This is a genomic window from uncultured Sphingomonas sp., from assembly GCF_964021865.1.
Classification (GTDB): Bacteria; Pseudomonadota; Alphaproteobacteria; order Sphingomonadales; family Sphingomonadaceae; genus Sphingomonas.
In genome coordinates this window covers 36186-61539 of record NZ_CAXIAM010000015.1, presented here as the reverse complement: position 1 = coordinate 61539, position 25354 = coordinate 36186, and the positions used below count along the sequence as shown (strand labels likewise).

Genomic DNA, 25354 nt, shown 5'->3' with positions numbered 1-25354 from the left:
GAGCAGTTCCACCACCTGCCCGCGCATCTCGAGGAGTTCTTCTTTCGCCAAACGGGATCTCTTTCGCGTTGAGTGCGCGCGGCCTTAGCCGAGAAGACGAAAAAAGGAAAGGCGCGCGAAGCGGGGCGCCACAAGGGCGCCCGCGTTGCCGAAGACATAGGTGGCGCGGGGCGGGGGCGCAAGAGCGGTCGGTACGCTGGGGGCGTCACGAGAACGGGTTGTTCGCACAGAGGCACGAAACTCCTGCCGCCAATCGGTCCGTCATCGCGGACGTGATCCGGGATCCCGCTTCTTCTTCTGCTTCGGTGAAAAAGAACCGTCGCCCCAGATCAATGCCGGGGCGACGATGGCACCGATCTATCAGCGGCTGTCGAGCAGCGTCGTCAGCTCGCGCGACAGGCTTTCGAAGCGATACGGTTTGGCGAGGAAGCGCCCGTCGTCGGGAATGTCGTTACGCGACGGGCGCATATCGCCCGAGGTGAGCAGGATGCGGATGCCCGGCCAGCGTTCGTGGACGATTTCGGCCAGCTTCAGTCCGTCCATCGTTCCGGGCATCCTGATGTCGGTGAACAGCACCTCGACATTGTCTGCCTCCTCCAACACCGCCAGCGCCTCGTCGGCGCTCGCGGCCTCGATCACCGCATAACCCGCTTCCTCCAGCGCGTCGGCGCCGATCATGCGCACGAACAACTCGTCCTCGACGATCAGCACCGTGGTGGGCGACCCGGCGCTCATGTCATTTCATCGCATCGTTCGTCGGACAAAATCATCTGACCCCTGTTGGCGATCGACACAGACATCCCGGCTCTCCGCCTATCGGTCAAGCCGGCGCTGACCCAGAAAGGCCAGCGCGGCCAGCCCCATCGCCGCTCCGGCGGCGGTGGCGGTGGCGAGCGGATGACGGCCGGCGGTCTCATAGACACTGAGGCGACGACCGTGCTGGTCCTGCGAACGCTCCTCGCCATTGGCGACCGGCGCGGCGAGATTGTCGTGGCGGCTGGGCGCGCGCTTCGGATCGCGCAGCCACGGCAGCAGCGTGCCGCCCAGCCGGTCGAGCAGTCCGGGAAAATGCTGCGCGGTCAGTACCTCCAGCCGTCCGGTTCCGCCGACCGTCACGTCGCGGCGACGATGCTGTGCCGCGTCGAGGATCGCCTCGGCGACCAGTTCGGGATCGTAGACCGGCGGCGGGAGCAGCGCCGCGCCGTCCAGATCATTGGCAGCGTGGTCGGCGATCGGCGTGTCGATCCCCGATGGCTTGATGAGCGTCACCGAGATCGGCAGGCGATCGGCGTTGATCTCGATCCGCAGCGAGTCGATATAGCCCTTCACCGCATGCTTGCTGGCGGCGTAGGCACCCATGCCGGGGCTGGGGATGTCGGAGACGATCGAACCGATCGTGATGAGCGCGCCGCCCGCGCGTTGCAGGTGCTCGACCGCGGTCAGGCAACCGTGGACCGTCCCGAAATAATTGGTGCGCAGCAGCTTTTCATGCTCGTCCATCGGCGTGTCGAGCAATTTGGCATAGATTGCGACGCCAGCATCGTTGACCCATGTGTCGATGCGGCCGAAGCGCTCGACCGCCTTCGCCGCCGCGCGTTGCACGTCGCGCAGATCGCCGACGTCGGCGATCGCGAAATCGGCGTGGCCACCGGCCTCGCTGATCTCGCGCACGATCCGCACCAGCGCATCGCCGTCACGCGACACCAGCACGACGCGGGCACCGCGCTTGGCGGCCAGCCGTGCGGTGACGAGCCCGATCCCGGAGCTGGCGCCGGTGATGACAATGACCTGATCGGCAAGCGGCTTGAGCGTCGGGGTCATCGGCGGCCATCTGTCGCGGACGTCGGACGCGGCGGCGCGGGGCGCGGATCGGGCATCGTATGGCGTTCCATTATTGTGCGAACCTGTCTTCGTAACCCGCCGTGTCGCCATCGGTTCATCCCCGTTGAAGATTCGCGTGCGGCACGGGTGATTGCCGCGGTGCGCCGCCCGTGCTCAAGGAGCGGCTGGCGGCGGAGGAGACGGACGTGCGGATGGCGGCAATGATGATGGCAGGCGGGCTGTTCTTGGCGACGCCGGGGGTCGCGCAACCGGCGCGCGAGGTTCGTTACGACCTGTCCTTCCCCGATGCGGCGCATCATCGCGCGCAGATCGTCGCGACGTTTCGCGGCGTGCCGGCCGGGCCGCTGCGCGTGCAGATGGCGCGCTCGTCGCCCGGCCGCTACGCGCTCCACGAATTCGCCAAGAACGTCTATGCGGTCACCGCGCGCGACGGCGCCGGGCGACCCTTGCCGCTGACGCGCAGCGATCCCTATGGCTGGAGCGTCGCCGGACACGACGGGACGGTGGTGGTCAGCTACACGCTGTTCGGCAATCGCGGCGACGGCACCTACGTGCAGATCGACACGCAACATGCGCACCTCAATCCGCCCGCGACGCTGATGTGGGCGACCGGCTTCGACGCCGCGCCGGTACGCGTGCGGATCGTGTCGCCCGACGCGGGCTGGACGATCGCAACGCAATTGCCGGTCGTGGCGGGGCAATCGAACACCTTTTCCGCGCCCGACCTGCAATATCTGATGGACAGCCCGATCGAGGTGGCGCGGCAGGAGATCCGCGAATGGCCGGTCGGCGAGGGCAAGCAGCGCTACACGATCCGGCTGGCGGTGCATCACGGCGGTTCGGCCGCCGATGTCGACCGGCTGGCGGCGCAGGTGAAGCAATTGATCCCGCAGCACCGCAAGCTGTTCGGCGAATGGCCGCGCTTCGATTATGGCAGCTACACCTTCCTCGCCGATTACATGCCGCAGGTGTCGGGCGACGGGATGGAGCATCGCAACTCGACGGTGGTGACCACGCCCACCCCGCTCGACGGCAGCAACGCCGGGCAGCTTTCGACGATCTCGCACGAATTCTTCCATGCCTGGAACGTCGAGCGGTTGCGCCCGCGCGAGCTGGAGCCGTTCGACTTCACCCGCGCCGATGCCACGCCGTCGCTGTGGTTCGCGGAAGGCTTCACCAATTATTATGGGCCGCTGATGCTGCGCCGGGCCGGCCTCACTGACATCGATAATTGGGCAAAAACGACCACCGGAGCGCTCAACACGGTGTTATTTTCGCCCGCACGGCGCAACGGCGGGCCGCAGGAGATGAGCCTGCGCGCACCCTTTGCCGACGCGGCGACCTCGGTCGACCCGGTCGCGCCCGACGTGTTCCTGTCTTATTACTCCTATGGTCAAGTCGTTGCGCTGGCGCTGGATTTGTCGATCCGGCAGCGCTTTCCCAAGCGCTCGCTCGACGACCTCATGCGGTACATGTGGCAAACCTTCGGCCGCACCGAGCGCCCGTACACGCCCGACGACCTGAGGCGCGGTCTTGCGGTCGTCACCGGCGACGCCGCCTTTGCCGACGGTTTCTTCACAAATTCGGTGAATGCCAGCGGCTTGCCCGATTTCGCACCGCTGCTGGCGCAGGCCGGGCTGGTGCTGCGGCCGGCTGCGCCGCGGCACGGCTGGATCGGCGCACCCGAAGCGCATGTTATTCCGGGCGGAATGCTCCTCGCCGCCGCGCCGGTGCCGGGCTCGCCGCTCGACGTGGCGGGGCTCGACGCGGGCGATCAGATCGTCGCGATCGATGGTGGGGTGGTTGTCGATGCGAGCGGATGGACGTCAACGCTGGAGCGGCTGACACCGGGGCAGACAGTGACGATACGCTTCGCGCGACGGGGCGTCGAGCAGCAGCGCAGCGTCCGCGCCCTTCCCGATCCCCGCCTCGAGATCGTGCGGGTCGAGGCGACCGGCGGCAGACTGAGCGCCAAACAGCGCGCTTTCCGCGCCGGGTGGATTGAAGGATAATTAACCTATTCAATCTACGTCAGAACCCTTGTGTCACTCATTGACACAGGGTGGAGCGAGGCAGACATTCGCATCATGGCCCAACGTCAATCGCGCAATGTTTCGCTCACCCCCGAGCTGGAGGCCTTCGTCACCGACAGTCTGGCCACGGGCGACTACGGCAACGCCAGCGAGGTCGTGCGCACGGCGCTGAAGCTGCTGCGCGATGGCGGGTCGTCGCGCGAGGTGTTGCGCGGCTGGCCCGTGGGCGGCGGCGAGTGCGGCGCGATAATCCGCGACAGCGACTGGTCACGCCATGCGTTGGGGCCGATCGAGCGCTGGTCGCCGACGCTGCGCGTGACGGTGGCGAACGTCGTCAACTCGCCAGTGCCCAAGGTGCTGATGTGGGGGCGCGACGGCGTGCTGCTCTACAATGACGCCTACCGCGAGATCATGGGCGCGCGGCACCCCGGCGGAATGGGGAAGGCTGCCGCGGCGGTGTTCCCCGAAATCGACGAATGGAACCGCGCGATTATCGATCGTGGGCTGACGGGCGAGGTGGTCAGCTACCGTGATCAGCCGCTGACGCTGATCCGCCAGGGCGTAGCGACCGAATTGTTCTTCGACCTGTTCTACACGCCGGTCCTCGAAAGCGACGGCAAGTCCGGTGGCGTGCTGTGCACGGTGATCGACAATACCACGCGGCTGCTGCTGGAGCGGCGGCTGGCCGCCAGCGAGACCGAGCTGCGCACGGTTACCGATGCGCTGCCGCTGCTGGTGTCGTTTATCGATCGCGATCTGGTCTATCGTTACGCCAACCAGCATTATTACGAGTGGTTCGGCATCGGCGCGGACGACGTGATCGGTCGCCACACCCGTGACGTGATCGGCGCGGAAAATTTTGAGCGCCGCCGCCCGGCGATGGAGCGCGCGCTGGCCGGCGAGACGATTGTCGAGGATTCGCTGATCCAGCACGGCGACGGATCGTGGCGGCGCGCCGACATCCGGTATCTGCCGCGCTTCGGGGCTGCGGGCGACGTGCTTGGTTTCCAGGTGATCGTGCTCGATGTCGAGGAGCGGGTGCGCCGCGAGGAGGCGCTCCACGCCAGCAACGCGCGCTTCCGCGCCGCGATGGAGGCAATGCATGGCGTGCTGTGGACCAACGACGCCGACGGCCGGATGGTCGGTGAGCAGCTCGGCTGGGCGATGCTGACCGGGCAGACACCCGAGCAATATCAGGGCTATGGCTGGGCCGACGCCGTCCACCCCGACGACGCGCAGCCGACCGTGACGGCGTGGCGCAAGGCGGTCGAGTCGAAGTCGACCTTCGTGTTCGAACACCGCGTCCGCCGCCATTGCGGGACGTGGCGGACGTTTGCGGTGCGGGCGGTGCCGCGGATCGATGCGAAGGGTGATGTCGCGGAATGGGTCGGCGTCCATACCGACATCACGCACCAGCGCGCCGCCGAGGCGGCGTTGCGCGATCATGCCGAGCAGCTCGAACGACAGGTGCGTCACCGTGAGCGTGCCGAGGATCAGCTCCGCCAGCTCAACGAGACGCTGGAGACGCGGGTGATCGAGGAGATCGCGTCGCGCCACTCCGCCGAGCGCAAGCTGGCGCAGGCGCAGAAGATGGAGACGGTCGGCAAGCTGACCGGCGGCGTCGCGCACGACTTCAACAATCTGCTGCAGGTCGTCTCCGGCAATCTCCAGCTGCTGCAAAAGGATATTGCGGGCAACGAGCGCGCCGAAACGCGGGTGGCGAACGCGCTGGCGGGCGTGTCACGCGGATCGCGGCTGGCGTCGCAATTGCTGGCGTTCGGGCGGCGGCAGGCGCTGGAGCCCAAGGTTGTCAACGTCACCCGCTTCGTGCGCGGAATGGACGATATGCTGCGCCGCGCGATCGGCGAGGGGATTGAGGTCGAGACGATCTTCGGCGGCGGGCTGTGGAACACGTTCATCGATCCGGGCCAGATCGAGAATGCGCTGCTGAACCTGGCGATCAACGCGCGCGACGCGATGGAGGGGCAGGGCAAGCTGACGATCGAGCTGGCGAACGCGCATCTCGACGACGATTATGCGCGCCGCCACGACGAGGTCGAGCCGGGGCAGTATGTCATGCTGGCGGTGAGCGATACCGGCTGCGGCATGTCCGACGACGTCGTCGCCAAGGTGTTCGAACCGTTCTTCTCCACCAAGGCGGAGGGCAAGGGCTCGGGGCTGGGACTGTCGATGGTCTATGGCTTCGTCAAACAGTCCGGCGGGCATGTGAACATCTATTCGGAGCCTGGGCACGGCACGACGATCCGCCTCTATCTGCCGCGGGCGATGGAGCGCGAGGACGTCGAGGTGGTGCTCGACAATGGCCCGATCGCGGGCGGCACCGAGACGGTGCTGGTTGTGGAGGACGATGACGAGGTCCGCGCCACCGTGGTCGAGATGCTGGGCGATCTCGGCTATCGCGTGCTCAAGGCAGTGGATGCGCAGAGCGCGCTGAGCGTCGTCGAGAGTGGCATCGCGATCGACCTGCTCTTTACCGACGTGGTGATGCCGGGGGCGATGAAGAGCCCGGAGATGGCCCGCAAGGCGCGAGAGCGGCTGCCCGACATCGCGGTATTGTTCACCAGCGGCTATACCGAGAATTCGATCGTGCATGGCGGACGACTGGATGCGGGCGTCGAACTGCTGTCCAAGCCGTACACGCGCGAGGCGCTGGCGCGGAAGGTGCGGCATGTCCTTGCCCAGCAGGGGCAGCGCCGCGAGAGCGTCGCGCCGCGCCCGCAGCCGATGCCGCGCGTCGCCGAGCCGACGAGTGAGCGGCGTACGATCCTGTTGGTCGAGGACGATATGCTGATCCGCAGTGCGACCGCCGAGGTGTTGCAAGAGGCGGGGCATGTCGTGGTCGATGCCGCGAGTGCCGAGGAGGCGATGGCGGCGTTGCAGACCGCGCCGATCGACGTGCTGGTCACCGACGTGCACCTGCCTGGATCGTCGGGGTTGGAACTCGCGAGCCGTGCGGCGGAACTGCATCCCGGGATCCGGATCGTTGTGGCGAGCGGGGACATCGGTGCGGTTGAGGTGCAGGAGCCGAACATGCATCTGCTCGCCAAGCCATATGGTGCGCGGGAGCTGTTGGCATTGCTGGACGTGGAGGCCGAGCGCGAAGTTGCGCGCGAGGGTGAGGGGGACATGGTTTAGGTTCACGCCTTCCCTTCAGGGGAGGCCGGGAATGGGCATCTTCCGGACGCCGAACGCTGGCGAACTAGCCCTATTCCAACCCCTACGTGAAGGAGATGAGCTTTTTGCGGGTCGAGTTCGGGGCGACACTTCAACCCGCGGTGAAGGTCATCCCGGCGCGCGCGATCAGGCGTTGGCGGAGCGGCGCGCCCATGATCGCGCCCGGCGTCCAGATACCGCCCGCGGTGTCAACGTCGCGGAGCAGGCACAAAGCGCTTTCCGCCAGCATCTTCGACGTACAGCCGTAACCGGGATCGCTGTCGCCGGTGACGACCGCGTCGATCCGTGTGCCGTCGGGCATCAGCCCGGCGAAGAGGATGTCGAAATGGCCGGTGTCGCGCTCTTCCTTCGAGGGGCCTTCGCCGGGCTTCGGACCCTTGTCGCCCGCGAAGGGATTGAGTTTGGCCAGCGCCTCTGCCGCGGCCTTGCCGAGATCGCCCAGCCCGGCGACCACCATCTCGTCATAGACCAGATCGCCCCAGCGGTAGCCTAGCAGGAAATTGGTACGGTGGACGTTCTTGGTGTTGATCGGCGCCATGATGAACGGCGCGACCCAAGACTGGAGCGTCGGGTCGTACTCGGGAAGCAGGCTGCCCGGCTGAGGCGGGCCAGCATGGCCCGGGGTGAGCGCGAACGGGTCGCGGAGCAGCCCCAAAAGCGACGGCTGGCGCGCGGCGGCGGCGAGCGTCGCCTTGAGGCTGGCCGCGGTGCCGCCGGAGAAGCCACCCTTCATGTGCCGGACACGCGCCTTGATCCGCGGAACCGGCGTGCCGAAGCGGGCGAGCGCGGCCTCCTGCAAGGTCAACACGCCAAGATCGAACGGGATCGAATCAAAGCCGCACGAGAAGACGATTCGGGCGCCACTGCGCTGCGCCTCCTCGTGGTGCGCGTCGATCATCCGACGCATCCATGCCGGTTCGCCGCACAGATCGACATAGGCGGTGCCGGTCGCGGCACAGGCGGCAATCAGCTTGCTCCCGTGGAGCTGATACGGTCCAACGGTGCTGATGACGACCGCGGTTCGGCGGCACATCGCCTCCAGCGCGGCGGCGTCGTGACTGTCCGCGATAACGATAGGAACGTCGATCGCGAGTTCGTCGCGGGCCGCAGCGAGCTTGTCGGCAGCGCGCCCAGCGATCGCCCAGTGTAGCCCATCGGGATCACGCTGCGCGAGACAGTCGGCGACCAGCTTGCCGGTGAAGCCGGTCGCGCCGAACAGGATGATGTCGAACTCGGACGCCAAACGTCAGTCTTTGCCGACACCCGTCAGTGGTGCGCCGGAGCCGCCGGGGCGATCGTCGCTCGGGTCCTCGCCGTCATGACCGCCGCCGGCGCTTGCGCCGCTACCGCGGACCGCGCCCGTTGCAGGGTCGAACGAGGCGCGGCGACCTGCATCGCCTTCCGAAGGAGCGAGCTGCGACGGTCGGTTAGATACGGAGCCGGCGGGCATGTCGGCGGCGAGCTTGCGCTCCTCGTCAAGCGTGTAGCCCTGTCCGAACTTGCCGGTGTCCTTGTCGAAGGCGGTCCGGCGGCGATGCTGGGGGTCGACGGGGTCGGTCATGGTTGGGGGAACGCGCGGGTTGGGGTGACGATCCGTTGGCCGCCGTTGTTCCTTTACGGGCCAGAAAGGCGCGGTCCCGGATCAAGTTCGGGACAACGGGGAGACTATCGCTGCGCGGGCTGTTCCGCGGCGAGCGCCATTGCCTGCGCCGTTCCGGTGGCGGGTTTGACGCGAGCGGCGGGTTCGTTGCGGCCGAGCGTCAGATAGAGGACGCCTACGATCAGGACGCAGATTGCGAGCAGGGCAGGCCAGCCGGCGCTGCTGCGCTGGCCGATCGGGCGATGGTCGTGCGACATGGCTGTTCTCCGGCGATCAAAACAATCGTCGGGTGTAATAACCTGTGTTGCGGGCGTGTTCCGGGCTGGAAGGTGAGGTTTTGTTGCTGTCAGGCCGCGTGCTGATGCGCGTCGCGCGTCGACAGCGCCGCCTCGGCCTGCGCCAAGGCGCGGGCGTCGTCGACGTCGAGCCACCAGGCGTCACCGATGTCGAGCACTTTGGCGTCCCCGCGCTGTGCGAGCGCCTGAACCCCGGCCGAGATCGATCCCGGGCCGCCCGCCGCGATCGAGGCACGCAGCGCATCGTGGAAGCGGGCATCGACCGCGAAAACGCCGGTGTCGAAGCAATTATAGTCGGGCAGGTGCTTGCCGATCGCGACGATCCGGTCGTCCTCCGCCCGCACGCGCGTGACGTCGTCCATGTCGACGAGCGGATTGTCGAGCCGACAGTCGACGCCGAGCGTCAGCGCCGCCTCGGGCGCTGCGATCACAGAGGCGATCAGCGCGGGATCGACGAGATGGTCGGCCATCATCAACAGATGTCGCCGCGCACCGATCGCCTCCGCGCCGGTCAGCACCGAATGGCCGTTCGACAGCGACCAGTCGGGGGTACGCACGCAGCGCACCGGCAGGTCGAGCGTCGCGGCGGCCAGCGCCAGATGGCGTTCGAGCCGCTCCGCTTCATGGCCGGTGACGACGGTGACGTCGGTGACGCCGCCTGCGCAGGCGGCGCGCAGCACGCGCTCGATCAACGCGACGCCGTTCACCAGCGTCAGCGGTTTCGAGGGTGACACCTCGCGCAGCCGGCTGCCATAGCCGGCCGCGACGATCAGCGCGTGCAAGGTCGAAGGGCCTTATTCGGCGGCGAGGCGTGCGTCGGCGTGGATGAACTCGTTGGTCATCGCGGCCGCCACATCGTCGGTCACCTGCTGCGGCGGGTGCTTGCAGAAGAACGCCGACGGGCCTTCCAGCGCGCCACCGATCCCACGCTCCATCCCTAGCTTCACGCAGCGGATCGCATCGACCACGACCGCCGCCGAGTTCGGCGAATCTTCGACCGACAGGCGCAGCTCGAGATTCATCGGCACGCCGCCGAACAGGTCGCCCTCAAGCCGCAGGAAGCACAGCTTGTTGTCGCCCAGCCAGGGGATGTAGTCCGACGGGCCGACGTGGATGTTCTCGTCCGCCAGCCGCTCGGCGATCACCGCCTGCACCGCCTCGGTCTTCGACTCCTTCTTGCTCGCCAGCCGGTTGCGGTCGAGCATGTTCATGAAGTCGGTGTTGCCGCCGGTGTTGAGCTGATAGGTGTGATCGATCGTCACGCCGCGCTGGCCGAACAGGTTCGACAGCACGCGGTGAACGATCGTCGCCCCGACCTGCGCCTTCACGTCGTCGCCGATGATCGGCAGGCCGGCGTCGGCGAACTTCTTCTCCCACTCCGGGCGCGACGCGATGAACACGGGCATGCAGTTGACGACGCCGAGGCCGGCCTCAAGCGCGCACTCCATGTAGAATTCGGTCGCGTCCTGGCTGCCGACCGGCAGAAAGTTCACGAGGATCTCCGCACCCGAGTTCTTCAGCTCGGCAATGATCTCCGCCCTCTCGGCATCGCGGGTGTCGTTGATCTCGAAACCGCGATCGTTGGCGGCGGTCAGCATGTGCGGCGCGACGCCGTCCAGCTTGGCGCCCATCTTCACGATCGTGCCGGTCTTGGGCACGTCGGCATGGAAGACCTTGGTGCAATTCGGCTTCGCGAAGATGGCTTCACCCAGATCAAGCCCGACCTTGCGCGAGTCGACATCGAAGGCAGCGACGAATTCCAGATCGCTGACCTTGTATCCACCGATGTCCTCGTGGATCAGGCCCGCGGCGGTATTGCTGCCGGCATAGTGATATTTACCCTGAATTAGGCTGCTTGCGCAGTTGCCGACACCGATAACCGCAACCTTGATCGTCGCCATTCTACCCCACTTGCCGACGCTTAGTCGGACGAAAAGCCATTTTACGTTGCCGCTTCGTGACAGATACGTGGCATCTGTCAAGCGAGCCGATGCGCTGTATAGGCGCACCGGGGCAATCTCGCGAGGGACCGCGTGAACGAATCTGAAACGGCTGTGGCGGGAAAGCCGCGTGAGCTGCAAGGTTTTTTGAACAGGGTGCTGTACCATCCGCTGGCGCATCGGCTGGCGAAGGCGCTGGTGCCGACTCCGGTGACGCCGAACATGGTGTCGATCGCGGGCGCGGTAATGGTGATGGTGACCGCGGTGCTCTACGCCTGGGTCGCGACCCCGATGGCGATCGCGGTCGCCTTCGCGCTGCATTGCGGGTGGCATGTCGTCGACGGCGCGGACGGTGCGCTCGCGCGGATGTCGGGGCGGGCTTCGCCGTCGGGCGAGATCGTCGACGGCCTGTGCGACTATGCCGGGCATGGCGTGCTCTATCTGTTGTTGGCGGGGACGCTGGACGACACCGTGGGCTGGATCGCGTGGCCCATCGCGATCGCTGCGGGGCTGAGCCGCGCAGTGCAATCGGTGTTCGCAGAGAGCCAGCGACGGACCTATCAATGGTGGGCGTACAATACGCCGTGGCTGCAGAATGCGAAGGCAGACGGGCGCGGGATCGGGGTAGCGCTGTCCAACCTTTATCTCAGCGTGTGGCACGCGCTGTCACGCCCGACGCAGCGCGTCAACGCGCTGGTGGCGAGCGCTGAGGCGGATCCGCCCGAGCGGCGACGGATCGCGGCGATCGCGCGCTCGATCGGGTCGCGCGCGCTGCCGCTGCTGGCGGCGCTGGGCGCCAACCCGCGCACGATCCTGTTGGGGCTGAGCATGATCGCGGGGACGCCTTTGTGGTTCTTCCTGATCGAGATCGTGGTCCTCAACATCGGACTGGTGCTGGCGATCATGCAGGCCGCCTATCTGGGGCGGCGGATCGCGGCGCTGATCGCGGATGGCCATCAATGACGCTGCCGGAACCCGCCCGCACGACAGCGGGTTGGCGCGGAAGATCATAGGCCGAAGATTATAGGGAGGAGCGACGATGCGACAGGTTGTGACGTTGACGGGGATCGGATTGGCGGCGCTGATGCTGGCGGCGTGCAATGATGAGGGCAAGATGGACACCGGCACGCCGGTCGCCGGCGGCGCGCGCGCGGTGGCGATGCTGGCGACCGCTACCGGCGCGCCCGTCGGCCGCGCGAGCGCGACGGATGTGGCGGGCGGCGTGCGCTTCACGATCGATGCAACGGGGATGCCGGTGGGGACGCATGGCGCGCACGTCCACATGGTCGGGCGTTGCGACGCACCGGACTTCACGAGCGCGGGCGGTCACTGGAATCCGACGCAGAAGAAGCACGGAACGATGAACCCGCAGGGGCCGCATCAGGGCGATCTGCCCAATCTGGTGATCGGCAGCGACGGTCGCGGGACGATCGGCGCGGTGATCCCGGGCGCGACGCTGGCCGGGCTGCTCGACGCCGATGGCGCGGCGATGGTGATCCATGCCGGGCCGGACGACCTGATGACCGACCCGAGCGGCAATTCGGGTGGCCGGATCGCGTGCGGGGTGTTCCAGGCGTCGTGAGCTAGATTGGCTCCCCCGCTGTCCGCGCACGCTCTTCACGTGTGCGCTCGGCGGCGGGGAAGCGCCGGTAGGCGATCAGCCCTGCCGTAACGGCGATTGGCACGCTGAGCAGCAGCGACAGCATCCCGGTCGACAGGTTGCCGCTGAGCGTCGAAATTCGCCCGGCCAGATACGGGCCGAGCGCCAGCCCGATCAGCGTCGTGCCGATGAAGAAGGTCGCGGTCGCCGTGCCGCGCATCCGGGGCAGTACGAGGTCTTGCGTCGCAGCGGCCGCCGCACCGAGCCCCCAAGCCGCGAACACCTGCGCGCAGAACACGCAGACATAGAGCACCGTCGGCACCGCGGTGGTGTAGCCGGCGATCATGAATGGGACCGGCAGCACCGCGCTGGCGAGTACCGGCACCAGCCGACCGGCCGGGTTGGTGCGCCGCAACCGGTCGGCGATCAGCCCGCCGGTGGTGACGCCGATGAACCCCGCTGCCGCGCCCGCGCCGCCGATGAACAGCCCGGCCTGCGCGGGTGCGACGCCAAGCACACGGATCGCGTAAGGCGCGGCCCAGAAGCTGGAGGCATAGGCCATGAAGGCGTTGAGCCCATAAGCGACCACCGTGCAGAGGAAGGCGGGCGTGCCGAGGATCAGCGTGAAGGTCGGCGGGTCGCGATGCCGCAGCGCGCAGGCCCAGGAGAAGACCGCATAGCCGCCGACACCGACCGCGATCCACTGCGGCAGCGGCTCGCCGAGTGCGTGAAGCAAGGCGACGAGCGCCACGGTGATCGTGAGCCCCGCGAGGTTGACGAGCAAGGCGCGTCGCCCGAGCCGCGCCGCGCCGATCAGGGTGAGCGGCGGCAGGATCGTGATCAGTTCGTCGCGGAACGCGCGGAACGGGGCCGGGTGCGGCGGTGGGGTGGGGAGCCCCTCGACCGCGCCGCGCGCCGGCTCGCGCAGCGTCGCGACGACCAGTGCGAGCACCAGCCCCGGCACGCCGACCGCAAGGAACGCCGCCTGCCAGCCGGAGAGCCCGAGCGGGCCGCCGCCGGGGTAGGCACGGTTCCAGTTCTGGACGATCAGCCCGCCGATGAACAGCGAACAGCCGCCGCCGACATACAGCCCGGCGGAATAGATCGACAGCGCGGTGGCGCGCAGCCGCTTGGGGAAATAGTCGGAGATCAGCGAATAGGCGGAAGGCGACGCGGTTGCTTCGCCCACTCCGACTCCGACGCGCGCGGCGGCGAGCTGCGCGCCGTTGGCGGAGAGCCCCGACAGCGCGGTCATCGCCGACCACAGCGTCAGCCCGGCGGTCATCAGGCGGACGCGATGCCAATTGTCGGCTAATCGCCCGAGTGGGATGCCGAACAAGGCGTAGAATACCCCGAAGGCGGTGCCGTAGAGGAAGCCGAGATCCTCGTCACGCAGGTTCAGATCGCACTTGATGTCCTCGGCGAGGATCGAGATTACCTGACGGTCGACGAAGTTGAGGACATAGACCAGGAACAATAGCCCCAGCACATACCACGCATAGCCGCTCGCGCGGGCGTCCTGCTCTCCGGCCATGCATCCTCCCGATTTTCCGGCAGCGTATCAGAGTAATGAGGCGAGGGAAGAGGATGCTCCCGCTTTTCTTCGTCATCCCGGATCAGGTCCGGGATGATCGTCACTCATCCAGCGGCCAGCGGGCCACCGCCTCGTAGCGTGCGCCCTCGTGGCCGAGGATGCTCTCGAAAAGCGTCAGATGCGGCATCGTGAAGTCGGGAGAGGCGAGGGCGGCATGATCGGCGATCCAACGGTTGATCAGCACCGGGTCGCCCGCTGTGCGCGAGAGGCGTGCGAGCGTGACATGGGGCAAGTAGCGGCGCGGATCGGGGGCGACGTCGGCGCGGGCGAGCGCCTGGTCGACCTTGCGGTGGAGCGCGGCGAGCGGCTCGGCAGGGACGACGCGCGCCCACACCGTGTCGATCCTACCGCGTTTATCGAACGTGCCTGCGCCATCGATGCGCACCGTCGGGGCGGGGGCGGCGATCCGCGACAGCGCGATGGCGACGTCCTCGGCCTGTCGGCGATCAACCTCGCCGATGAAGCGCAAGGTGAGGTGAAGCTGTTCATCGTCCTGCCATCGCGCACCGACGAGGCCCTCCATCACCTCGAGCAGCAAGGCACGGATCGCCGGTGGCGCGCGCAGTGCGACGAACAGGCGGTGCATGGTGCTGTAACGAACCTTTGCTGGATCGGATGCGCCGCGGCGGTCGCTTGAAAAGCCGGGACCGACGCGCGATATTCACCCTATCCGATCCATTCGTTCGGATGAAGGAGCAAAGAGACAATGGCCAATTGGTCCGATCCCCGGCCCTCCGCTGCCCCGTTTGGCGGGGCCGCGTCGGGCACCCGCACGGAGGCGCGCGACGCCGGCCTGCGGTCGTACATGCTGTCCGTTTACAACTACATGGCCTCGGGCGTGTTGCTGACCGGCATCGTGGCGCTTGGCTTCGCGCTGTCGGGTTATGCCCAGGCAGTGTTCGGCACGCCGTTGCGCTGGGTGGTGGCGCTGGCGCCGTTGGCGTTCGTGTTCGCGATGAGCTTCGGACAGGGCAAGTTCTCAACCTCGACGCTCAAGGCGATGTTCTGGGGCTTTGCGGTCGCGATGGGCCTGTCGCTGTCGTCGATCTTCTTCGTCTATTCGCCGCTCGCGATCGCGCAGGCGTTCGCCGCCACGGCAGCCGGTTTCGCTGCGCTGAGCCTGTACGGCTATACGACGAAGCGTGACCTGTCGGCGTTCGGCACGTTTTTGATCATCGGCCTCGTCGGCTTGATCGTCGCGAGCCTGATCAATCTGTTCGTCAATTCGGGGCCGCTCGGCCTGCTGATCTCGCTGGTCGGCGTGCTGCTGTTCGCGGGACTTACCGCCTACGATACGCAGCGTACCAAGAGCCTGTATTTCCAGGTCGCGGGTTATGGCCCGGAGATGGTGGGCAAGGCGGTCGTCATGTCGGCGCTGAGCCTGTATCTCGACTTCATCAACATGTTCCTGTTCATCCTGCGCCTGTTCGGCGGGAACCGCGACTGATCCGCGGGATTGAGCGACGGAACGTCACAGGGCTCGGCGGGTGACCGCCGGGCCCTTTCTCTTATGTGGAAGGGGCGAGATGCGCCTGTCGATCGAAGCCGTGCTGGATTACGGCTTTCCCGCCCCCGCCGATGTGTTGCTGCAAATCGAGGTGGCGGCGCTGCCCGACCAGTTGCTGGAGACGCAGTCGCTGGTGATCGAGTCGGATCAGGCGATCCGCGCGGTCGCGGGCGAGGACGGGATCGGGCAACGCTGCTGGGCACGAGCCGAGCACCGGCTGGTGGCGCGGTACAATGCGATCGTCGCGATCGACCGCCCGGCCGTCCGGCTCGACCTGTTGCCCGCGACCCCGGCGGCGCGGCTGCCCGCCGCGACGATCCCCTATCTGCTACCGAGCCGCTATTGCGAAGCCGACCGGTTCGATCATTTCGTGCGACGTACCTTCGACGGACTGAGCGGCGGCGCGCTGGCGGTGGCGCTCGCCGATTGGGTGCGCGACAATCTCGATTACGCCCCAGTCGCGCCCGGTGGTGGTGCACTGCATACCTTTGCGGAGCGGCGCGGGGTATGTCGCGACTATGCGCATCTGGTGGTCGCCTTGGCGAGGGCAGCGGAAATCCCGGCGCGCTGCGTGTCGGTCTATGCGCCAGGTGTCGATCCGCCCGACTTTCACGCTGTCGCCGAGGTGTGGCTGGACGGCGCGTGGCATTTGCTCGACGCCACCGGCATGGCACGCCCTGACGAAATCGCCTTGGTGGGGGTCGGGCGCGACGCTACCGACATCGCGTTCATGACGATCTTCGGCACCGCCAGCTTGTGGGAGCAGCGCGTCCGGGTGACACGGTTGCCGTAGGAACGGGCGCCATAGGAACGGGGGCGCATGAGCGGCGTTGGGATGTGAACCAATGTGTCCGGATGAGGAGGGTATGATGACCGAAGCGAGCCCGATCGACGAACGCGCGCTCGACAGCCTGTCGGTGGCGCCCGATGCCGGCAATGCTGGCGGATCGAAAGACGCGCGACAGGATGCCGGGCAGGACCGGTCCATCGATAAGAGATTGGCCAAGCACCCGAGTAGTGAGGATGCGCGGCTGGACGCAGGGCTCGACGAGACGATGGACGCGTCGGACCCGGTGTCGATTACGCAGCCCGGCCGTAGCGAGCCTGCGCCATCCTCGGGCTTCGATGCCGCAGAAGAAGCGGAGCGTCAGCGCGACGCGTGACGCTGGTATGTTCATGTCGGCGATCCGAATCGAAACCGGATCGGCGGCATGTTGATTCTTGCGCAACGTCATCTCAAGCCTTCATATCTGACGTAACTACTCCATTCGTCGCATCTATGTTGCGGTGCGGCACAGGTCATGCTGATTTGTGACAGTCGGAAGACGGCGCCGTTAAGCCAGATGTTAACCACTTTGGCGCACTCTTCCGGGCATTGGATCATGCACGGCGGGGTGTGACGATGGGTAGAATGAAGGCGGCCGAAGGGGCGATGACATTGGCCGAGATGAAGGAGTTCGCGACCTTCCCGGCGGCGACGCAGCGGTACATCCGGCGCAGCCTCGATGTCGGTCTCGATCGTGACGACGCACTGGCGCGCTGGTCACGCGACATCGTCGAGGCAGCGAGCATCCGCGCGCAAGCGCAGCATTATCGCCGCCTTGCCGGCATTCGCGCGCTGGTTCCCGATGATAGCGGACTCGACGCGGCCGAGCAGGTGCTCGCTCCGCTGATCACGCTGGCGGCGTTCGACCTGGGGCAGGGGCGGATCACGTCCTTCTCGGCGTTCCGCTTTCTATTCGAACGGCTGGTCGGTGCGAAGGTCCGTCCGTGGCTCCCCTCCGCGTTCTGCTCGGCGGCGGCGATGCCGCACCTGCACCCGGAATTGCGGCGTCAGTTGCTCCAGTCGATCAGCGAAGCGGCGGCGACCGCCTCGGGCTGGTCGTCACGGCAGCCCGCCTTCTTCCCGCATTGGGTCGAGAAGGTCGACACGGCCGCGCTGCCGCACTGACGCTCAGATGAAGCGGAAATCGATCGTCATACCCGTATCGCGCGCGGCATCGGCGAACACGCGGCGGACGCGGTCGAGATAGGCGGTCAGTGGCTCGGGGAGGGGCGTACTGACCGCGATCTCGATGGTGAGTGGCGGTCGGACGCGATTCTCTCCCGCCACCAATCCGTCGTACAGCGCATCGAGGTTGGGGCCGTGCCAATCGGGCGCGCCCAGCGCCGGGAGCAGCGCCGCCCAGAAGTCCGCGCGGCAATGCCAATCGCGCGCATCAAGCGATATCAGCGACATGCGCGCCAGCCTTTCTCGCCCCTCGCGGCCTGATCAAGATGGAAGTGATCGCGGTGCGCGGCATTGTAATCGGGCGACAGCACCGTCGCGAACAGCCCGCAGGCGCCGTCGCGAACCTCGCGCAGGAACGCGGCCTTTTGTCCGCTGCCGTTCCAGTCTCGCGCGACGCTGATCCGTGTGCCGTCCGACAGGCGGAAGCCGGCGATGTCGATCGCGTCGGCGGTTGAATGTTCGCTCCACGCCCCGGCATCGCGGCCGTAGAGGCGACGACACGAATAGCTGCCGTAATGGTCGATGCGGGTGACGCGCGCGTCGAAGTGGCGGCGCGCGGCGGGGACGAGCACGTTCCACTCCCACATCACCAGCGCCGCCGCGACCGGGCAGGAAATGCCGAGGTTGGCGGGTGACAGCGCCGTGCTGTGCGCGCCGCCAGCGGTCAGCCGCACCGCATCGTCATAGCCGCACTGGCCGTCGCGGCGCACAGGCAGGGCAGTGAAACGCACCCCGGCCTGTGTCAGCAAGCCACGACATAAGGCGGCATCGCCGGTCAAGCCGGCCAGCTTGCGCCCGGTGAACAGCCCCACGGGTTGGCCGAGGTCGAGCGGCGTCCACGGTAGATCCTGTGGACGTCCTCGCAGCGTGCCCCAGGCGATGAGGGCGAGCGTGCCGATCAAGGCGAGCGCGACGGTCCAGCCGGTGAGGCGGCGAACCGCGCGTGCTACCCGCGCCGGACCAGATCGCGGCGCTCGGCGGTGACGGGGTAGCCGAGATCGTCGGGAATGCAGAGATATTCCTCCCCATCGCGGGTTTCGGACCACGGCACCACGACGCGGATTGGATAGGCGCGCGCCTGCGCCACCGCTGCGGCATGAGACGGGAACAGGGCAAGCCGCTCGAGGTTGCGGCGGGTCGGAAAGATCAGCGACAGGCGTCCCGCATCGGCATCGTCGAGCACCGCCTGTGCGCTCGACCAACAGAGGCGGACATTCTCGGTCCCGTCGACCTGCGGTGCGGGCGCGTCGGGGGGCAAACGGGCGACGTAAAAACGCGTATCGTAGCGTCGAACGGGGCTAAAATCAGGGCACCAGCGCGCGAACGGGACCAGCGCATCGAGGTTCAGCGTCGCTTTTATCGCACGCAGTGCCTCCCGGAAGCGCATTTGGCCGCCGAGCGCGGCGCGGATCGTCGCCGTTGCGGCGGCGTCGGGGGTGCGCGCGAAGCCGATCGGCAGCCCGGCCTCCTCGATCGTTTCGCGGATCGCGGCGATCCGGGCAGCGGCCTCGTCGATGTCGGCTGAACCGAGCGCCTGCGCGAGATCGTGGTCGCCGGGATCGACGCGTCCGCCCGGGAAGACCATCGCGCCCGGCGCGAACGCCATCACGCCGGCCCGCTCGACCATCAGGATGTCGGGCGCCGCATCGGCACGATCGCGCATCACGATCAGCGTGGCGGCGGGACGGGCCTCAGGTGATTTTGAGCGAGGTTCGGTCATCGGTGGCGGGTGGTGGAGCTGAGGGGAATCGAACCCCTGACCTCTGCAGTGCGATTGCAGCGCTCTCCCATCTGAGCTACAGCCCCGCCAGCCGATACCCGGCCTGGCCGGGAGCGACGCCCTTAAACGCGATCCGCGGGTGACGCAACAGGGGTTCGCGCCGAAATTCGAAAAATCATCGACGGCCAGCCGGTGCACGCACGCGACGAAAACAATGTTGTGCGAGTGTAACGACAGGAACGAACTGCGCCAGATCAGCTTTCTGATCGCACTGGCGTGACGCCGCAACGCGGTGCGCGACCCGTGTCTGACGCAGGAGAATCATGATGGGCTACGAACGCTATCCGCGCGGTACCGACCCCAAGGGCGATTATTACGGGCGCAGCGAGACGCAGGATTATGGCCGTGACTATGGCGCCGGTCGCTCCGGCGGCTATTCGAGCGCGCGCGACTATCAGGCAGCGGGCGCATTCGACCGCGACGACGATCGCGGCGATCGCAGCCGTGGTCAGCGCGACGATTATTCGCAGCGCGGTTACGGGCGCGACAGCTACGGGCGCGACAGCTACGGACAGGGCAGCTACGGCCGCGACAATTACGGTCAGCGCGAGAGCTATGGCCGTCAGCAGGGCGGCTTCGGCAGCTATGATCGCGATCGCGAGGATCGCGGCTATTCGAGCGGCCAGCGCAGCGACTATCGCGATCGCTACAGCGAGCGCTCGGGCGGCGGCTATGGCCAGCAGCAGCGTTACGGTCAGTCGTCGGGCTATGGCCAGGGCGGCGAGTATCACGGCAGCTACGGTTCGGACGGGCGTCGTTTCAACGACGTCGGATCGCATCGCCACGACGACGACGATAACTATCGCGGCGGCGCACAGAGCCGTCATCGCGACCGCGGCGCGGATTACGGCCGCCAGCCGCAGGGCTACGACTATGACGATCGCGGCTTCTTCGCCCGCGCCGGCGACGAGGTCCGCAGCTGGTTCGGCGACGAGGATGCCGAGCGTCGTCGCGAGGCCGACAGCCGCTATGACGAGCGCTATTACCAGCAGCAGGGCCGCTCCGACCGTGACGGGGACTATCATAACTGGCGTTCGGGGCAGATCGCCGCGCTCGACCGCGACTATGACGAATATCGTCAGGAAAACCGCTCGCGGTTCGAGAATGAATTCTCGACCTTCCGTACCGAGCGACAGACGCAGCGCGCCTCGCTCGAAAAGGTCGAGGAGCATTTCGAGGTGGTCGGTTCGGACGGCAGCCATGTCGGCACCGTCGACAAGGTGCGTGGTGACCGCATCCTGCTGACCAAGAACGACGTCGACGCCGGCGGTCAGCACCATTCGATCCCGTCACGCTGGATCAAGTCGGTCGAGGACAAGAAGGTGACGCTGTCCAAGACCGCCGACGAAGCCAAGCAGCACTGGCGCAACGAAGAGTCGAACCAGGCAATGTTCGGCTATGGCGATCGTGGCAATGATCGCGACCGGTCGCAGGGCTCGACGACTGCTACGTCGTCGACGACCGCCAGCGGCACGACGACGACCGGTTCGAGCACCTCGGGCACGACCACCGGTGCGACCGATCAGAAGGACACCAATCTGAACAGCAGCTTCTCCGGCACGTATTGAGCTGGTGCGGCACGCGCCGCCGGAGGGTGGCGCGGCTGTAACGGAAGGCCCCGGACCGGATGGTCCGGGGCTTTTTCGTGCGCGGCGGCAAAGGTGGCATTTCACGGTCGAAAGCCCCACATCAATCTTGCATGATGTATCCCCGCCGCACGCAATCGCAGATCATCCGCGTCATTGATCTCGAAACCACCGGCGCCGCCCCGCCCGCGCACGCGGTATGTGAGGTCGGCTGGCAGGATGTCGCGTTGGGAACGGACGGGCGCTGGGAGCTGTATGGCGACGGGGGCAACATCCTCGTCAACCCGGGCCGCCCGATGCCTGCGATCACGCAGGCGGTCCATCATATCCGCGACGAAGATGTCGCCGAGGCACCGTGGTGGCACGATGTGGCGCGACAGGTGCTCGATCCCTATCCCCGCCGCATCGCGCTGGCGGCGCATCGTGCGGCGTTCGAGGAGCAATTCTGCACGCCCGCGCTGACGCATGGGGCGGACTGGATCTGCACCTGGAAGTGCGCGCTACGGCTGTGGCCGGATTCGCCCAGCTATTCCAACCAGGTGCTGCGTTACTGGCGCAAGCCGGTCGGGCTGGATCATGAACGCGGGCTGCCCGCGCACCGCGCTTTCCCCGACGCCTATGTGACCGCGCACCATCTGCGCGATCAGCTGAACGAGGCGTCGGTGGCGCAGTTGATCCAATGGTCGAGCGAGCCGGGGCTGCTGCCGCGCGTCCGCTACGGGCCGGATCGCGGCAAGGAATGGCGTGAGATCGAGGAGGAAAGCCTCGTCAAGTTCATGACCGACCGTGACCCCGACGTTCGCTTCACCGCCGAGACCGAGATGGCGCGGCGGCGTGGCGGTGGGCATGTCGGGCGGATGACCGCGCAGGAACTGCTGCTCTAGGACCGATCGACATCCGACGTCAGGATGCCGGGCGTCAGGCGACGGGTTGGATCACGCGGAGACGCGAGGAACGCGGCGCTATACCGCGTAGGGCAACCGCACCCCTGTCGTTCCCGATCGCGAGTGGATGAGCGACAGATGCGGCGAGCGCACCAGCTCCGCGTCTTCCGCGCCTCCGCGTCGAATCTCTTACCCCTTGCGCCTTCTTTTGACGCTGAATGTCGATCGGTCCTAGAGCGTGATGACGTCAACGCGATTCGTCATTGCGAGCGCAGCGAAGCAATCCACGGCGTCCCGGTCCGGCTCTGGATTGCTTCGCTGCGCTCGCAATGACGGATGGGCGCTTCCAGCCCATGTCATGCCGCTCCAGCGTCCACGACGGGTTCGGCCCAACTTACGTCAGTGGCGCTGCATCTTCGCTGGCGCGGCACGCCGGCAAGCGATAACGGAAGCGTAATGGCCGATCCGCCTGCCGCCGCTCCGACCAATCGCACGCTTGCGCGGCGCATGACCGCGTTGATGGCGTTCGGCTTCATCGCGCTGCTGCTGGTCGGCTATGCGGCGGTGCGGGTCATGCAGCGAAACGAGCTGCACACGGGGCTGGTCGAGCACACCTATCAGGTCGAACGCGCGGTGCTGGATGTTCGCCGGCTCGTCGAGGAAAGCGAGGCGGCACGTCGCGGGTTGATGCTGATCCCCGATCGCGCCGTGACGCGGGCCAATTTCCAGCGCGCGCGCGCCCAGATGACGCCCGCGCTGGCGCAGATCGAAGGGCTTATCCGCGACAATCCGGCGCAGCGCCGCTACCTGCAGGGATTGCGGCTGCAGCTGGGCAGCCTGCTGGCGCGTCAGGACCGGACACTCGCCTTGCTGGGGGCGGGGGATCAGCGCGGCGCGATCCTGGCCTTTGCCGACGATGCCGAGGTGCGCGACATCGTGACGATCCGCAACGTGCTCGATCGGATGGCGCAGGTCGAGCGGCGGCTGATGACGCATCGGGACGCCGAGCTGCGTGCCAGCCAGCGCGCCTTTTACACGTTGATCGTGCTGGGCGGCGTCGTGCTGGCGGTGGTGGCGGTGATCTCGACGCTGACGATCCTGTCCTACACGCGCGACCTGTCGCGTTCGGACGAGGCGTTGCGCGAGCTGAATGCCGGGCTGGAGGATATGGTCGCGGCGCGCACCGAGGACCTGACGCGCGCCAACGAGGAAATCCAGCGCTTCGCCTATATCGTCAGCCATGATCTGCGCTCGCCTCTGGTCAATGTGATGGGCTTTACCGCCGAGCTGGAGACCGCCGCGTCGTCGCTGCGCGCGCTGGTCGAGCGCGTCGATGCCGAGGCGCCCGCGGTGGCGAGCGAGGAAGCGCGGCTGGCGGCGCTCGAGGATTTGCCCGAAGCGATCGGCTTCATCCGCACCTCGACGCAGAAGATGGACCGGCTGATCAATGCGATCCTGCAATTGTCGCGACAGGGGCGGCGCGCGCTGGCGCCCGAGAAGATCGACGTCGCCGCGCTGATCCAGCAGATCGGCGAAACGCTGTCGCATCGGTTGTCGGAAACCGACACCATCCTGTCCGTCGAGGGATCGTTGCCGGTGGTGGTGAGCGATCGCCTCGCGCTCGACCAAATTTTCTCGAACCTGATCGAAAATGCGGTGAAGTATCTGCGGCCGGGCGTGCCGGGCCGCATCACCGTGAGCGGACGGCGCGGGCGCGATCGTCTTCACTATACGATCCGCGACAACGGCCGCGGGATCGATCCGCGCGACCATCAGCGCGTGTTCGACCTGTTCCGCCGGTCGGGCGCGCAGGATCGGCCGGGCGAGGGGATCGGGCTGGCCACCGTCCGCGCGCTCGTCTTCCGGCTGGGCGGCTCGATCGACGTCGTCTCCGAACTCGGGCAAGGGGCGGCCTTCACCGTGTCGCTGCCGCTTGTCGTCGCCAAACAGGAAATCAACCCATGAATGCGCCGCAATCCGTCAATATCGTGATGATCGAGGATGACGAAGGTCATGCGCGGCTGATCGAGAAGAATATCCGCCGTGCCGGGATCATGAACCCGATCCGTCATTTTACCGACGGCACCAGCGCGCTCGACTATATCTTCAACGATACCACCGGGCCGCAGCTCAACGGCCCGGCGCTGGTGCTGCTGGACCTCAACCTGCCCGATATGAGCGGGACCGACATCTTGGCGAAGATCAAGACCAGCGACGGCCCGGTGAAGCGCACCCCCGTCGTGGTGCTGACCACCACCGACGACAGCCGCGAAATCCAGCGCTGCTATGATCTGGGCGCCAACGTCTATATCACCAAGCCGGTGAATTATGAGAGTTTCGCGCAGGCGATCCGCCAGTTGGGGTTGTTCCTGTCGGTCATTCAGGTTCCCGACCTGGGCGACGCGACCTGACAATGGACGCGCCGCGCATCCTCTATATCGACGATGATGCGGGCATCCGCCGGCTGGTGACGCGTGCGCTGGAGCGGCGCGGATACAAGGTGACGGTCGCCGATGGCGGCGAGGCGGGGGTGGCGCTGGCCGCGGCCGAACCGTTCGATGTCGTCGCGGTCGACCATTATATGCCGGGGATCGACGGGCTGGAGACGATGGCGCGGCTGTCGGCGCTGCCCGATGCGCCGGCGATGGTCTATGTCAGCGGCTCGGAGGAGACGCAGGTCGCGCTGGCGGCGCTGCGCGGCGGCGCGGCGGACTATATCGTCAAGACGCCGGGCGACGACTTCTTCGACCTGCTCGACGCGACGTTCCGGCAAGTGATCGAGCGCGCGCACCTCACCCGTGCCAAGGCGCGCGCCGAGGACGACCTGCGCGCGAGCAATGCGCGGCTGGAGGCGTTGCTGGCGGAGGTGAACCACCGCGTCGCCAATTCGCTGCAACTGGTGTCGGCGATGGTGCGGATGCAGTCGAGCGCGCTGACCGACGAGGCGGCGCGCGCCGCGCTGGAGGATACGCAGCGTCGGATCAGCGCGATCGCGCAGGTCCACCGGCGGCTGTACACCGGCGACGATGTCGAGAGCGTCGACATGCTCGATTATCTGACGCAGCTGATCGACGAGCTGACGCAGACCTGGTCGACCGACGAGTGCCCGCGCGCGCTGGTGCTGCATGCCGAACCACTGCGGCTGCCGACCGATCGCGCGGTATCGCTGGGGGTGATCGTCACCGAGCTGGTGAGCAATGCGTGCAAATATGCCTATCCCGGCGGCCCGGGCGAGGTGCGCGTGCGGCTGTCGCGCGATGGCGACGCGCGGTTCCGGCTGACCGTCGAGGATGACGGGATCGGGCTGGGCGACGAGCCGCCGAAGGGGACCGGTGTGGGGACGCGGTTGATCCGCGCGATGGCGCAGAGCCTCGATTCGATCGTGGAATATGATCGTACCCACGTGGGCACGCGGGCGATCGTTGCGGCGGCGATGGGCTAGGTCTTCCTCGCTGTGGGCCGTCGCCCCTGCCTGCGCAGGAACGA

The 25354-nt window shown here is 67.0% G+C and carries 25 protein-coding genes and 1 tRNA gene; 13 read left to right on the top strand and 13 right to left on the bottom strand.

Features of this window, described 5'->3' with window-relative positions; translation table 11 throughout:
- Positions 1 to 360: 360 nt before the first annotated feature.
- Both AADI75_RS06220 and AADI75_RS06215 read right to left on the bottom strand, forming a co-directional pair.
- Entirely contained in the window at positions 361 to 735 is a 375-nt protein-coding gene (locus tag AADI75_RS06220) for a response regulator (protein ID WP_341208171.1), read from the bottom strand.
- 78 nt (positions 736 to 813) lie between these two features.
- The gene (locus AADI75_RS06215; protein ID WP_341208170.1) at positions 814 to 1821 is read right to left on the bottom strand and encodes an SDR family oxidoreductase; all 1008 of its coding nucleotides are present in this window, start codon (positions 1819 to 1821) and stop codon (positions 814 to 816) included.
- A 170-nt stretch (positions 1822 to 1991) separates the two neighbouring features.
- Between AADI75_RS06215 and AADI75_RS06210 the strand changes: the two genes are divergently transcribed.
- Both AADI75_RS06210 and AADI75_RS06205 read left to right on the top strand, forming a co-directional pair.
- Positions 1992 to 3854, top strand: a complete 1863-nt coding sequence (locus AADI75_RS06210) for a PDZ domain-containing protein (RefSeq protein ID WP_341208169.1) — start codon at positions 1992 to 1994, stop codon at positions 3852 to 3854.
- Between the two features lie 75 nt (positions 3855 to 3929).
- Positions 3930 to 7031 (top strand): PAS domain-containing protein, encoded by a 3102-nt coding sequence (locus tag AADI75_RS06205; RefSeq protein ID WP_341208168.1) that lies wholly within the window; start codon positions 3930 to 3932, stop codon positions 7029 to 7031.
- A 130-nt stretch (positions 7032 to 7161) separates the two neighbouring features.
- Here the strand turns inward: AADI75_RS06205 and AADI75_RS06200 are convergent, their stop codons facing one another.
- The 5 genes from AADI75_RS06200 to AADI75_RS06180 form a co-directional block, all read right to left on the bottom strand.
- Positions 7162 to 8313, bottom strand: coding sequence for a saccharopine dehydrogenase NADP-binding domain-containing protein (locus AADI75_RS06200; protein WP_341208167.1), 1152 nt, complete (start codon positions 8311 to 8313; stop codon positions 7162 to 7164).
- Between the two features lie 3 nt (positions 8314 to 8316).
- Positions 8317 to 8631 (bottom strand): hypothetical protein, encoded by a 315-nt coding sequence (locus AADI75_RS06195; RefSeq protein ID WP_341208166.1) that lies wholly within the window; start codon positions 8629 to 8631, stop codon positions 8317 to 8319.
- Between the two features lie 104 nt (positions 8632 to 8735).
- Entirely contained in the window at positions 8736 to 8927 is a 192-nt protein-coding gene (locus tag AADI75_RS06190) for a hypothetical protein (protein WP_341208165.1), read from the bottom strand.
- 89 nt (positions 8928 to 9016) lie between these two features.
- Positions 9017 to 9748, bottom strand: coding sequence for an NTP transferase domain-containing protein (locus AADI75_RS06185; protein WP_341208164.1), 732 nt, complete (start codon positions 9746 to 9748; stop codon positions 9017 to 9019).
- A gap of 12 nt (positions 9749 to 9760) precedes the next feature.
- Positions 9761 to 10867 carry an inositol-3-phosphate synthase gene (locus AADI75_RS06180; RefSeq protein ID WP_341208175.1) on the bottom strand — a complete coding sequence of 369 codons (1107 nt, stop codon included), beginning with the start codon at positions 10865 to 10867 and terminating at the stop codon, positions 9761 to 9763.
- Positions 10868 to 11062: 195 nt separating this feature from the next.
- Between AADI75_RS06180 and AADI75_RS06175 the strand changes: the two genes are divergently transcribed.
- Together AADI75_RS06175 and AADI75_RS06170 are read left to right on the top strand one after the other, a co-directional pair.
- A complete protein-coding gene (locus AADI75_RS06175) occupies positions 11063 to 11869 on the top strand; it encodes a CDP-alcohol phosphatidyltransferase family protein (protein ID WP_341208174.1) in 807 nt (268 codons plus the stop codon).
- A 76-nt stretch (positions 11870 to 11945) separates the two neighbouring features.
- The gene (locus tag AADI75_RS06170) at positions 11946 to 12488 is read left to right on the top strand and encodes a superoxide dismutase family protein (protein WP_341208163.1); all 543 of its coding nucleotides are present in this window, start codon (positions 11946 to 11948) and stop codon (positions 12486 to 12488) included.
- A 1-nt stretch (position 12489) separates the two neighbouring features.
- Here AADI75_RS06170 and AADI75_RS06165 read toward each other — a convergent pair whose 3' ends face one another.
- Together AADI75_RS06165 and thpR are read right to left on the bottom strand one after the other, a co-directional pair.
- A complete protein-coding gene (locus AADI75_RS06165) occupies positions 12490 to 14040 on the bottom strand; it encodes an MFS transporter (protein WP_341208162.1) in 1551 nt (516 codons plus the stop codon).
- Positions 14041 to 14140: 100 nt separating this feature from the next.
- A complete protein-coding gene (gene thpR, locus AADI75_RS06160; protein WP_341208161.1) occupies positions 14141 to 14686 on the bottom strand; it encodes an RNA 2',3'-cyclic phosphodiesterase in 546 nt (181 codons plus the stop codon).
- Positions 14687 to 14806: 120 nt separating this feature from the next.
- Between thpR and AADI75_RS06155 the strand changes: the two genes are divergently transcribed.
- The 4 genes from AADI75_RS06155 to AADI75_RS06140 all read left to right on the top strand — a co-directional run bounded on the left by AADI75_RS06155 (position 14807) and on the right by AADI75_RS06140 (position 17558).
- The gene (locus tag AADI75_RS06155) at positions 14807 to 15547 is read left to right on the top strand and encodes a Bax inhibitor-1/YccA family protein (RefSeq protein ID WP_335309104.1); all 741 of its coding nucleotides are present in this window, start codon (positions 14807 to 14809) and stop codon (positions 15545 to 15547) included.
- 79 nt (positions 15548 to 15626) lie between these two features.
- A complete protein-coding gene (locus AADI75_RS06150) occupies positions 15627 to 16400 on the top strand; it encodes a transglutaminase family protein (RefSeq protein ID WP_341208160.1) in 774 nt (257 codons plus the stop codon).
- 76 nt (positions 16401 to 16476) lie between these two features.
- The gene (locus tag AADI75_RS06145) at positions 16477 to 16770 is read left to right on the top strand and encodes a hypothetical protein (RefSeq protein WP_341208159.1); all 294 of its coding nucleotides are present in this window, start codon (positions 16477 to 16479) and stop codon (positions 16768 to 16770) included.
- Positions 16771 to 17009: 239 nt separating this feature from the next.
- Positions 17010 to 17558, top strand: a complete 549-nt coding sequence (locus AADI75_RS06140; protein ID WP_333914401.1) for a hypothetical protein — start codon at positions 17010 to 17012, stop codon at positions 17556 to 17558.
- A gap of 3 nt (positions 17559 to 17561) precedes the next feature.
- Here the strand turns inward: AADI75_RS06140 and AADI75_RS06135 are convergent, their stop codons facing one another.
- The 4 genes from AADI75_RS06135 to AADI75_RS06120 form a co-directional block, all read right to left on the bottom strand.
- A complete protein-coding gene (locus tag AADI75_RS06135; protein WP_341208158.1) occupies positions 17562 to 17846 on the bottom strand; it encodes a barstar family protein in 285 nt (94 codons plus the stop codon).
- Positions 17837 to 18517 (bottom strand): extensin family protein, encoded by a 681-nt coding sequence (locus tag AADI75_RS06130; RefSeq protein ID WP_341208173.1) that lies wholly within the window; start codon positions 18515 to 18517, stop codon positions 17837 to 17839. The genes AADI75_RS06135 and AADI75_RS06130 overlap by 10 nt, the downstream gene beginning before the upstream one ends.
- 47 nt (positions 18518 to 18564) lie before the next feature.
- Entirely contained in the window at positions 18565 to 19338 is a 774-nt protein-coding gene (locus AADI75_RS06125) for an NUDIX domain-containing protein (protein WP_341208157.1), read from the bottom strand.
- Between the two features lie 10 nt (positions 19339 to 19348).
- Positions 19349 to 19424: transfer RNA gene (locus tag AADI75_RS06120), tRNA-Ala, on the bottom strand.
- Positions 19425 to 19661: 237 nt separating this feature from the next.
- On the opposite strand from AADI75_RS06120, the gene AADI75_RS06115 reads away from it, so the two are divergent.
- The 5 genes from AADI75_RS06115 (at position 19662) to AADI75_RS06095 (ending at position 25310) form a co-directional block, all read left to right on the top strand.
- Complete coding sequence (locus AADI75_RS06115; RefSeq protein ID WP_341208156.1) at positions 19662 to 20966, top strand: DUF2171 domain-containing protein; 1305 nt, start codon at positions 19662 to 19664, stop codon at positions 20964 to 20966.
- Positions 20967 to 21097: 131 nt separating this feature from the next.
- Entirely contained in the window at positions 21098 to 21868 is a 771-nt protein-coding gene (locus AADI75_RS06110) for a 3'-5' exonuclease (protein WP_341208155.1), read from the top strand.
- 456 nt (positions 21869 to 22324) lie between these two features.
- Positions 22325 to 23833 carry an ATP-binding protein gene (locus AADI75_RS06105; RefSeq protein ID WP_341208154.1) on the top strand — a complete coding sequence of 503 codons (1509 nt, stop codon included), beginning with the start codon at positions 22325 to 22327 and terminating at the stop codon, positions 23831 to 23833.
- A complete protein-coding gene (locus AADI75_RS06100; RefSeq protein ID WP_341208153.1) occupies positions 23830 to 24279 on the top strand; it encodes a response regulator in 450 nt (149 codons plus the stop codon). The genes AADI75_RS06105 and AADI75_RS06100 overlap by 4 nt, the downstream gene beginning before the upstream one ends.
- Positions 24280 to 24281: 2 nt before the next feature.
- Positions 24282 to 25310, top strand: a complete 1029-nt coding sequence (locus tag AADI75_RS06095) for a histidine kinase dimerization/phosphoacceptor domain -containing protein (RefSeq protein ID WP_341208152.1) — start codon at positions 24282 to 24284, stop codon at positions 25308 to 25310.
- Positions 25311 to 25354 lie beyond the last annotated feature (44 nt).

Coding starts and splice junctions, on each gene's coding strand:
- AADI75_RS06220 (WP_341208171.1), bottom strand. CDS start 735: ATGAGCGCCGGGTCGCCCACCACGGTGCTGATCGTCGAGGACGAGTTG.
- AADI75_RS06215 (WP_341208170.1), bottom strand. CDS start 1,821: ATGACCCCGACGCTCAAGCCGCTTGCCGATCAGGTCATTGTCATCACC.
- AADI75_RS06205 (WP_341208168.1), top strand. CDS start 3,930: ATGGCCCAACGTCAATCGCGCAATGTTTCGCTCACCCCCGAGCTGGAG.
- AADI75_RS06195 (WP_341208166.1), bottom strand. CDS start 8,631: ATGACCGACCCCGTCGACCCCCAGCATCGCCGCCGGACCGCCTTCGAC.
- AADI75_RS06190 (WP_341208165.1), bottom strand. CDS start 8,927: ATGTCGCACGACCATCGCCCGATCGGCCAGCGCAGCAGCGCCGGCTGG.
- AADI75_RS06180 (WP_341208175.1), bottom strand. CDS start 10,867: ATGGCGACGATCAAGGTTGCGGTTATCGGTGTCGGCAACTGCGCAAGC.
- AADI75_RS06170 (WP_341208163.1), top strand. CDS start 11,946: ATGCGACAGGTTGTGACGTTGACGGGGATCGGATTGGCGGCGCTGATG.
- AADI75_RS06165 (WP_341208162.1), bottom strand. CDS start 14,040: ATGGCCGGAGAGCAGGACGCCCGCGCGAGCGGCTATGCGTGGTATGTG.
- thpR (WP_341208161.1), bottom strand. CDS start 14,686: ATGCACCGCCTGTTCGTCGCACTGCGCGCGCCACCGGCGATCCGTGCC.
- AADI75_RS06155 (WP_335309104.1), top strand. CDS start 14,807: ATGGCCAATTGGTCCGATCCCCGGCCCTCCGCTGCCCCGTTTGGCGGG.
- AADI75_RS06150 (WP_341208160.1), top strand. CDS start 15,627: ATGCGCCTGTCGATCGAAGCCGTGCTGGATTACGGCTTTCCCGCCCCC.
- AADI75_RS06145 (WP_341208159.1), top strand. CDS start 16,477: ATGACCGAAGCGAGCCCGATCGACGAACGCGCGCTCGACAGCCTGTCG.
- AADI75_RS06140 (WP_333914401.1), top strand. CDS start 17,010: ATGGGTAGAATGAAGGCGGCCGAAGGGGCGATGACATTGGCCGAGATG.
- AADI75_RS06135 (WP_341208158.1), bottom strand. CDS start 17,846: ATGTCGCTGATATCGCTTGATGCGCGCGATTGGCATTGCCGCGCGGAC.
- AADI75_RS06125 (WP_341208157.1), bottom strand. CDS start 19,338: ATGACCGAACCTCGCTCAAAATCACCTGAGGCCCGTCCCGCCGCCACG.
- AADI75_RS06115 (WP_341208156.1), top strand. CDS start 19,662: ATGATGGGCTACGAACGCTATCCGCGCGGTACCGACCCCAAGGGCGAT.
- AADI75_RS06110 (WP_341208155.1), top strand. CDS start 21,098: ATGATGTATCCCCGCCGCACGCAATCGCAGATCATCCGCGTCATTGAT.
- AADI75_RS06105 (WP_341208154.1), top strand. CDS start 22,325: ATGGCCGATCCGCCTGCCGCCGCTCCGACCAATCGCACGCTTGCGCGG.
- AADI75_RS06100 (WP_341208153.1), top strand. CDS start 23,830: ATGAATGCGCCGCAATCCGTCAATATCGTGATGATCGAGGATGACGAA.
- AADI75_RS06095 (WP_341208152.1), top strand. CDS start 24,282: ATGGACGCGCCGCGCATCCTCTATATCGACGATGATGCGGGCATCCGC.